This is a genomic window from uncultured Pseudacidovorax sp. (assembly GCF_913773995.1).
Taxonomy (GTDB): Bacteria; Pseudomonadota; Gammaproteobacteria; order Burkholderiales; family Burkholderiaceae_C; genus Xenophilus.
Genome location: NZ_CAJYES010000067.1, coordinates 1 through 6736, shown reverse-complemented (window position 1 = coordinate 6736; position 6736 = coordinate 1). Strand labels below are relative to the sequence as shown.

Annotated in this window: 8 protein-coding genes and 1 tRNA gene; 6 read left to right on the top strand and 3 right to left on the bottom strand. The window is 64.8% G+C overall.

The window, feature by feature from the left end:
• Positions 1 to 307: response regulator (locus QZ772_RS05850; protein ID WP_295523973.1), on the bottom strand; the 307-nt coding region annotated here is incomplete at its 3' end.
• Positions 308 to 470: 163 nt separating this feature from the next.
• Between QZ772_RS05850 and QZ772_RS05845 the strand changes: the two genes are divergently transcribed.
• Both QZ772_RS05845 and QZ772_RS05840 read left to right on the top strand, forming a co-directional pair.
• On the top strand, positions 471 to 824 hold the full coding sequence (locus QZ772_RS05845; RefSeq protein WP_295523971.1) for a hypothetical protein: 354 nt from the start codon (positions 471 to 473) through the stop codon (positions 822 to 824).
• Between the two features lie 132 nt (positions 825 to 956).
• Positions 957 to 1592: an SIMPL domain-containing protein gene (locus QZ772_RS05840; protein ID WP_295523979.1), complete on the top strand. Its 636-nt coding sequence runs from the start codon at positions 957 to 959 to the stop codon at positions 1590 to 1592.
• 65 nt (positions 1593 to 1657) lie between these two features.
• On the opposite strand, the gene QZ772_RS05835 is transcribed toward QZ772_RS05840, so the two are convergent.
• Positions 1658 to 2428: a 3-hydroxybutyrate dehydrogenase gene (locus QZ772_RS05835; RefSeq protein ID WP_295523969.1), complete on the bottom strand. Its 771-nt coding sequence runs from the start codon at positions 2426 to 2428 to the stop codon at positions 1658 to 1660.
• Positions 2429 to 2496: 68 nt separating this feature from the next.
• Between QZ772_RS05835 and QZ772_RS05830 the strand changes: the two genes are divergently transcribed.
• A complete protein-coding gene (locus tag QZ772_RS05830; protein ID WP_295523967.1) occupies positions 2497 to 3456 on the top strand; it encodes an alpha/beta hydrolase in 960 nt (319 codons plus the stop codon).
• A gap of 64 nt (positions 3457 to 3520) precedes the next feature.
• The gene (locus QZ772_RS05825; RefSeq protein ID WP_295523977.1) at positions 3521 to 5686 is read left to right on the top strand and encodes a bifunctional (p)ppGpp synthetase/guanosine-3',5'-bis(diphosphate) 3'-pyrophosphohydrolase; all 2166 of its coding nucleotides are present in this window, start codon (positions 3521 to 3523) and stop codon (positions 5684 to 5686) included.
• Between the two features lie 147 nt (positions 5687 to 5833).
• On the opposite strand, the gene QZ772_RS05820 is transcribed toward QZ772_RS05825, so the two are convergent.
• Positions 5834 to 5910, bottom strand: a tRNA-Val gene (locus tag QZ772_RS05820).
• 306 nt (positions 5911 to 6216) lie between these two features.
• Here QZ772_RS05820 and QZ772_RS05815 point away from each other — a divergent pair.
• Together QZ772_RS05815 and QZ772_RS05810 are read left to right on the top strand one after the other, a co-directional pair.
• Positions 6217 to 6522 carry a hypothetical protein gene (locus tag QZ772_RS05815; protein ID WP_295523965.1) on the top strand — a complete coding sequence of 102 codons (306 nt, stop codon included), beginning with the start codon at positions 6217 to 6219 and terminating at the stop codon, positions 6520 to 6522.
• A 102-nt stretch (positions 6523 to 6624) separates the two neighbouring features.
• Positions 6625 to 6736 (top strand): polyhydroxyalkanoate synthesis regulator DNA-binding domain-containing protein (locus QZ772_RS05810; RefSeq protein ID WP_295523975.1); only part of this gene is annotated, 112 nt, incomplete at its 3' end.

Sequence of the window (6736 nt, the reverse complement as noted above, 5' to 3'; positions counted from 1 at the left end):
CCCCGACCTCCAGGCCCACGATGCGGTCCACATCCTCACCCTTGGCGGTGAGCATGATGATGGGGGTACGGTCGTTGGCCGCGCGCAGCCGACGACATACCGACAGTCCATCCTCGCCCGGCATCATGAGGTCGAGCACGATCAGGTCTACCGTGTCGCGCAGCAGGATGCGATTGAGCGCCTTGCTGTCTTCAGCCACGATGACCTCGAAACCTTCCTGCGTCAGGTAGCGGCGCAGCAGGTCGCGGATGCGGGCGTCGTCGTCGACGATCACGATCTTGTCGGTACGGGTCTGGTTTTGAGTCATAAGTACGACATTCCTCGGGAGCAGATTTGTAACAGAGCCGATTGTGGAGGTCGAGTTCACCGATTCTTCAACGCTCGCACCTCAGATGACACGACGTTACACAACTTGCGCCCGCTCGCGTGACAGCAAAGTTCGCGCATTCAAGCGGTGGCAGAGTAGCGGCATGACTGATGCGCGCTGCTTCCTGCGTTCCGCCCAGGTCCTGTGTGTCGGGGTGGCCGCCATCACCGCGGGCACGGTGATGGTGTCGACCGCTTGGGCCGCCGAAGGTGCGGGCCGGCAGGCGCGGTCGCCCCAGGAGCAGGTGATGCCCCGGGACGAGACCGCGGCGGAAGCCGCCGTGCGCCAGTTGTCCCCCGAACAAAGGGCGGAGTTGCGCGAGCAGCTTCGCAGCGAGTGGAACGCCCGCCATCCGGCGGAGGGCGGCCAGCAGGACCCTGGTAGCGCCCGTGCAGACAGTTCGTCGCCGCGACGCGGCTGGAATCTTCCGTTTCCCTGGCGTGATCCCCGTCACTGAAGTCGCACATCTTTGAGTTTTTTCCACTGTCCAAAGAGGATCTGTTTGACCATCGTTCGTCGCTTGCTTCGTCCCACCACCTTCCTGGTTTTCGGCGCGCTCTCGCTGCCTGTGTTGGCGCAGGAGGGGCCGATGTGGTCACCGCCCCAGAATGTGCTCCAGCTTTCGGCCTCAGGCTCCGTCGAGGCGCAGCAGGACATGCTGACCATGACGCTGTCGACCACGCGTGACGGCACCTCGGCGGCAGCGGTCCAAAGCCAACTGAAGGCGGCTGTAGACGCCGCACTCGCGGCTGCACGTGCGCAAGCCCAGCCGGGTGATCTCGATGTGCGCACGGGCAATTTCAGCCTGTCCCCGCGCTACAGCCGCGACGGCAAGATCAATGGCTGGCAAGGCAGCGCCGAAGTCATTCTTGAAGGGCGCGACTTTCCGCGAATCACCCAGGCGGCGGGGCGAATCGATACCCTGACCGTGGCGAATGTGGGGTTCAGCCTCAGTCGCGAGCAGACGCGCAAGGTCGAATCGGAGGCGCAGGCCCGCGCCATCGAGAACTTCCGTCAGAAAGCGGCCACCCTGGCGCAGAACTTCGGCTTCTCGGGCTACACCCTGCGGCAGGTTTCGGTGAATGGGCAACAGGACTTCGCTCCACGGCCACGCATGATGGCCGCCGAGGCCATGGCGTTCAAGGCGGATGCAGCGCCGGTGCCGGTCGAGGCCGGGAAGACCACCGTGACCGTCAATGTGTCCGGCTCAGTCCAGCTGAAGTGAGATCTTGCTGTGGGTGTGCTGCTGGGCCATGGCAGCCCGGCTTTACGTTCTGATCGACGAAGAAGTTACTGCGCCGTCCACCCGCCGTCCATGGCCCACGCCACGCCCCGCACCTGGTCGGCGGCGGGGGAGCACAGGAAGACGGCCAGCCCGCCCAACTGCTCCACGGTCGTGAACTGCAGGGACGGCTGCTTCTCGCGGAGCAGGTCCTTGTTGGCCTGATCGACCGTAATGCCCTCGCGCGCGGCTCGATCGTCGATCTGCTTCTGCACCAGCGGGGTCAGCACCCATCCGGGGCAGATGGCGTTGCAGGTCACCCCCGTCGTGGCAGTCTCCAGGGCGATGGCCTTGGTCAGACCCACAACGCCGTGCTTGGCGGCCACATAGGCCGACTTCTGTGCCGAGGCGACGAGACCATGCGCCGAAGCGATGTTGATCACGCGTCCCCAGTTGGCTTCGCGCATGGCAGGAATGGCCAGCCTGGTGGTGTGGAAGGCGCTGCTCAGGTTGATCGCGATGATCGCGTCCCACTTCTCGACCGGGAAATCCTCGACCTTCGCCACATGCTGGATGCCGGCGTTGTTGACAAGCACGTCCACGCGGCCGAACTTGCCGGCCGCGAAGGCCATCATGTCCTCGATCTGGTCGGACTTGCTCATGTCCGCCCCGTGGTACTCGGCCTTCGCGCCCAACGCGCGGATCTCCGCCAGCGCGCCGTCCGCGTCACCGAAGCCATTTAGCACGAGGTTGGCGCCCTGCTGCGCCAGCGACTTCGCGATGCCAAGTCCGATGCCGCTGGTCGAGCCTGTGACGAGTGCTGTTTTGCCTTGAAGCATGAGGGCCGTTCTCCACGATCAATTAGGATGGACGCAAGCATTATCCCCAGCGCCACGGAGACGTTTGCATGACAGAGCCCATCCTTGACTTCGTGGACTGCGCCGATGGGGCCGGGGGCCATCGCATGGCTTACTGGCAATGGGGCGAGCCGCAGGCGGCGCATGTGGTGCTGTGCGTGCATGGGCTCACGCGCCAAGGGCGGGATTTCGATGCGCTCGCTCGCGTGTTGTTGCAGACAGCATCAGAGCCAGTGCGGGTGATCTGCCCGGACGTCGTGGGTCGAGGACGAAGCGACTGGCTCGCGGAGCCGGCGCAATACCAGTTTCCCCAGTACGTCGCCGACATGCTGGCGTTGCTCGCGCAGTTGCATGGACGCGCACCGATCGCACGCTTGGACCATGTGGGTACCAGCATGGGCGGGCTGATCGGCATCTTTCTGGCCGCTCAGCCAGCCTTGTCGCCCGCACCGGTACGACGCCTTGTGCTCAACGATGTGGGTCCTGCAGTTGAATTCGATGCCATCGCCCGCATCTCGGGCTACGTGGGGCAGGGCGGTGTCTACGCCACCGTCGAAGAGGCGGCGGAGATGCTCCTTGGCATTTCCACCGGCTTCGGCCCGCACACGCCTCAGCAGTGGCGGGCCCTGACGGTGCCGATGTTGGTCCCTGCCAGCGAGCGAAGTGCCGACGGGCAGCGGCGTCTTGCCGGCGCAGCGCAGGCTCTGGTTGCCGGCGCACCCTACCGGCTGCACTACGACCCGGCGCTGTCCGTGGGCCTTCGGGCGCTGACGCGCGAGCAGGCTGCGCAGGGCGAGGCGGTGGTGTGGGCGGCCTACGATGCAGTGAAAGCATCCACCTTGGTGCTGCGCGGTGCGCAGTCCGATCTGTTGTCGCAGGAGACGGCGCAGGCCATGACGCAGCGCGGGCCGAAGGCCTCGCTCGTCGAGTTTGCCGGAGTCGGGCATGCGCCCACGCTGGTCGATCCGGCGCAGTCTTCCGTCGTGGCGTCTTTTCTGTTCGAGCGTTGAGTGCCAATCCAGAATTTGCGAGTGAGAGTTGTCAGTGTCCGAGCCAGCCGTTGTTGAACATGCCCTGTCCGCCGCCACTGCCCAGGTGGCGCCAGGCGTGGAGGACATGCTGGCCCGCGCACGAGCGTTTGCCGCGCCTCTGATCGAGGGTGAAACGCTCGACACGGGCGAGAACACGCTGGCCCATGCCGATGCCGTTGCAGCCATCGTGGCCTCGATGGGCGGCTCGGAGGCCATGCAGGCGGCCAGCTACCTGGTCTACGCCTGTCAGCACCTGAATCGGCCGCACGAGGTCATCGCCAAGGTCTTCGGCGACAACTACGCCTCTCTGGCACTGGAAACCACCAAGCTGGTGCAGGTCCAGAAGCAGACGCGTGGCGTCGTTCAGATGGCCGACGGCAGTGGTGCGCAGACCGAAACGGTGCGCAAGATGCTGCTCGCCTTCTCGCGGGATCTGCGCGTGGTGATGCTGCGATTGGCATCGCGCTTGCAGACCCTGCGGCATGCGGCGGCTGCTAGGCTGCCGGTTGCGGAAAGCATGGCCCGGGAGTCACTGCAGGTGTTCGCGCCGCTGGCCAATCGGCTGGGCATCTGGCAGGTCAAATGGGAGATCGAGGACCTGTCCTTCCGCTTTCTTGAGCCGGACACCTACAAGCTGATCGCCCAACTGCTCGACGAGAAGCGGGCGGAGCGCGAGGTCTACGTCGAGCAGTTGCGCGCCCGCCTGGAACGTGACCTTGCCAGCCAGGGCATCGAGGCCAAGGTGCAAGGGCGTCCCAAGAACATCTACAGCATCGTCAAGAAGATGCGAGGCAAGTCGCTCGACTTCGGCCAGGTGTTCGACATCCTGGCCTTGCGCGTGATCGTCGGGGACGTGAAGGACTGCTATGCGGTGCTGGCTTGGGTCCACTCCCACTTCCAGCCGATCGTGGAGGAGTTCGACGACTACATCGCCCGCCCGAAGCCCAACGGCTATCAGTCGCTGCACACCGTGGTGCGTGACGTGGCCGGCGGCCGCCCCGACAAGCCCATCGAGATCCAGATCCGTACCGCCCAGATGCACGAGCATGCGGAGCACGGCGTGGCGGCGCACTGGGCCTACAAGGAGGCGGGGGCCAAGGGCTACGCGGGTGTCTGGGCCGGCGGCGAGTACGACGCCAAGATCGCCGTGCTGCGGCAACTGCTGGCCTGGGAGCGCGACCTCTCCAGCGGTGATCAGGCCAGCGGCCTCTTCGATGACCGCATCTATGTGCTGACCCCGGATGCGGCCATCGTGGAACTGCCGCAGGGCTCCACGCCTGTGGACTTCGCCTACACCGTGCACACGCAACTGGGTCATCGATGCCGCGGGGCGCGCGTGGATGGCGCCATGGTGCCGCTGAACACGCCCCTGCAGAACGGCCAGACCGTTGAAGTGATCGCCACAAAAGAGGGCGGCCCGTCTCGCGACTGGCTCAACGTCGAACTGGGCTACCTGGCCAGCCACCGCGCGCGTGCCAAGGTGCGTGCCTGGTTCAACGCCCAGGCCACACACGAGACCATCGCCCGGGGCCGGGAATCGGTCGAACGGCTGCTGCAGCGCGAGGGCAAGACCGCATTGCGGCTTGAGGATCTCGCCACCCAGTTGGGCTTTCGCAGTGCCGACCATCTGTTCGAGGTCGTGGGCAAGGACGAGTTTTCCTTGCGCAACATCGAGAACCTTCTTCGCCCGCAGGAGGCGCAGCCGGCGGCCGACGAGGCACCGCTGATCCGCAAGCCACGCGCGACCGATGGTTCTGGCAAGGGCGGTGTGCTGGTTGTGGGCGTGTCGTCGTTGATGACGCAGTTGGCCAAGTGCTGCCGTCCGGCGCCGCCGGACGCGATCCGGGGCTTCGTGACGCGGGGTCACGGCGTGAGCGTGCACCGCGCCGATTGCAGCAACTTCCGAACGATGGCCGCGAAGGATGCCGGCCGCGTGATCGATGTCGAGTGGGGCGCACCGCGGGCCGGCAGCGAGATGGTGTACGCCGTGGACGTGGCGGTGGAGGCGGCCGATCGCCAGGGATTGCTTCGCGACATCTCGGATGTCTTCGCGCGCGAGAAGATGAATGTGATCGGCGTGCAGACGCAATCGGTCCGTGGCACTGCGTGGATGACGTTCACCATCGAGATCGCTGATGCAGCGCGGCTTACCCACGTACTCGGTATCGTGGCCTCTGTGTCTGGCGTGCGCTCCGCCCGTCGCCGCTGAGGACGCCTGTCGCCCGAGGCTCGACGAGCGGTTCGCGTGGTGGATGGAGGCAAGCGCCGGTTTCGCTGACACCCGCCGACGGATGGGCAAAAAAAATAGCCCCTTGCGGGGCTATTTTTGATGTGTGCCTGGTTGACACACTGCGTTTGGTAGGCGCGATTGGACTCGAACCAACGACCCCCACCATGTCAAGGTGGTGCTCTAACCAGCTGAGCTACGCGCCTGTGTTTGTTCGAGAGGGTAGAGTATAGCACGGTATTTTTTGGGTCGGCAAGACCTGCGCTTGTCCAGTCCAACACTTCCGTCGGCGACGCTCCGTCAAGCCGCCTTGAATTTGCGCACGCGGGCGTGCTCACCATCTCCGGCTCTCTGGGTGTGCGGCACTGCATATTCACACCCGACGACTGATGCAATTTGTTGCGCCGTGTGATACCTTGCCTCGAACATGACCAGCACTTTTGCATCCGGAAATTTCGATGAGTTCGCCCCCTGTCCTGCCTGATGAGACGGCGACTCGCCGCCGGACTGCCATGCTTCTGCATCACGCGCCGCTGGAGTTCGCTCGCGCGGTTTACGGGATCAATGACCGGGCAAGTGGACGGGTGGGCACGATGGCGGCGCAGGATGTTGCGCGTGCGGAAGGCATGGGTGTGCTCGTTACCCGGGATCGCGTGCAGCAGCGGGCTCGCTCGTACCTGCCGATCGAAGGGCGCGAGCATTGCCCCCGCTGCTGGGTGTTCGCGAGTACTCGGACACTGCTGTCCTTCCATCGCACCGACGAAGGTCACGAACTGGCACGTTGTGGCAGTTGCGGTGCGGAATACCCCAACGCCTGACGGACAGAGCCAGGCAGGGTAAACCTTGCGGTGGGGTCCCGAGGGTCTCCCTAGAATGGTTTGCTCGTGGAATGCGAGGTGTGTGGTTTGAAGGAATCTCCAGTGCAGGGCAAGAAGGCGGCGTCCAAGTCGTCTGAACGGGTGATCAAGAAGTACCCGAACCGCAGGCTCTACGACACCGACTCCTCCGCCTACATCACGCTGGCGGACGTCA

Bases quoted from the DNA above. Each gene is read 5' to 3' on its own strand.
- QZ772_RS05845 (WP_295523971.1), top strand. From the start codon at position 471: ATGACTGATGCGCGCTGCTTCCTGCGTTCCGCCCAGGTCCTGTGTGTC.
- QZ772_RS05835 (WP_295523969.1), bottom strand. From the start codon at position 2,428: ATGCTTCAAGGCAAAACAGCACTCGTCACAGGCTCGACCAGCGGCATC.
- QZ772_RS05815 (WP_295523965.1), top strand. From the start codon at position 6,217: ATGCTTCTGCATCACGCGCCGCTGGAGTTCGCTCGCGCGGTTTACGGG.
- QZ772_RS05830 (WP_295523967.1), top strand. From the start codon at position 2,497: ATGACAGAGCCCATCCTTGACTTCGTGGACTGCGCCGATGGGGCCGGG.
- QZ772_RS05840 (WP_295523979.1), top strand. From the start codon at position 957: ATGTGGTCACCGCCCCAGAATGTGCTCCAGCTTTCGGCCTCAGGCTCC.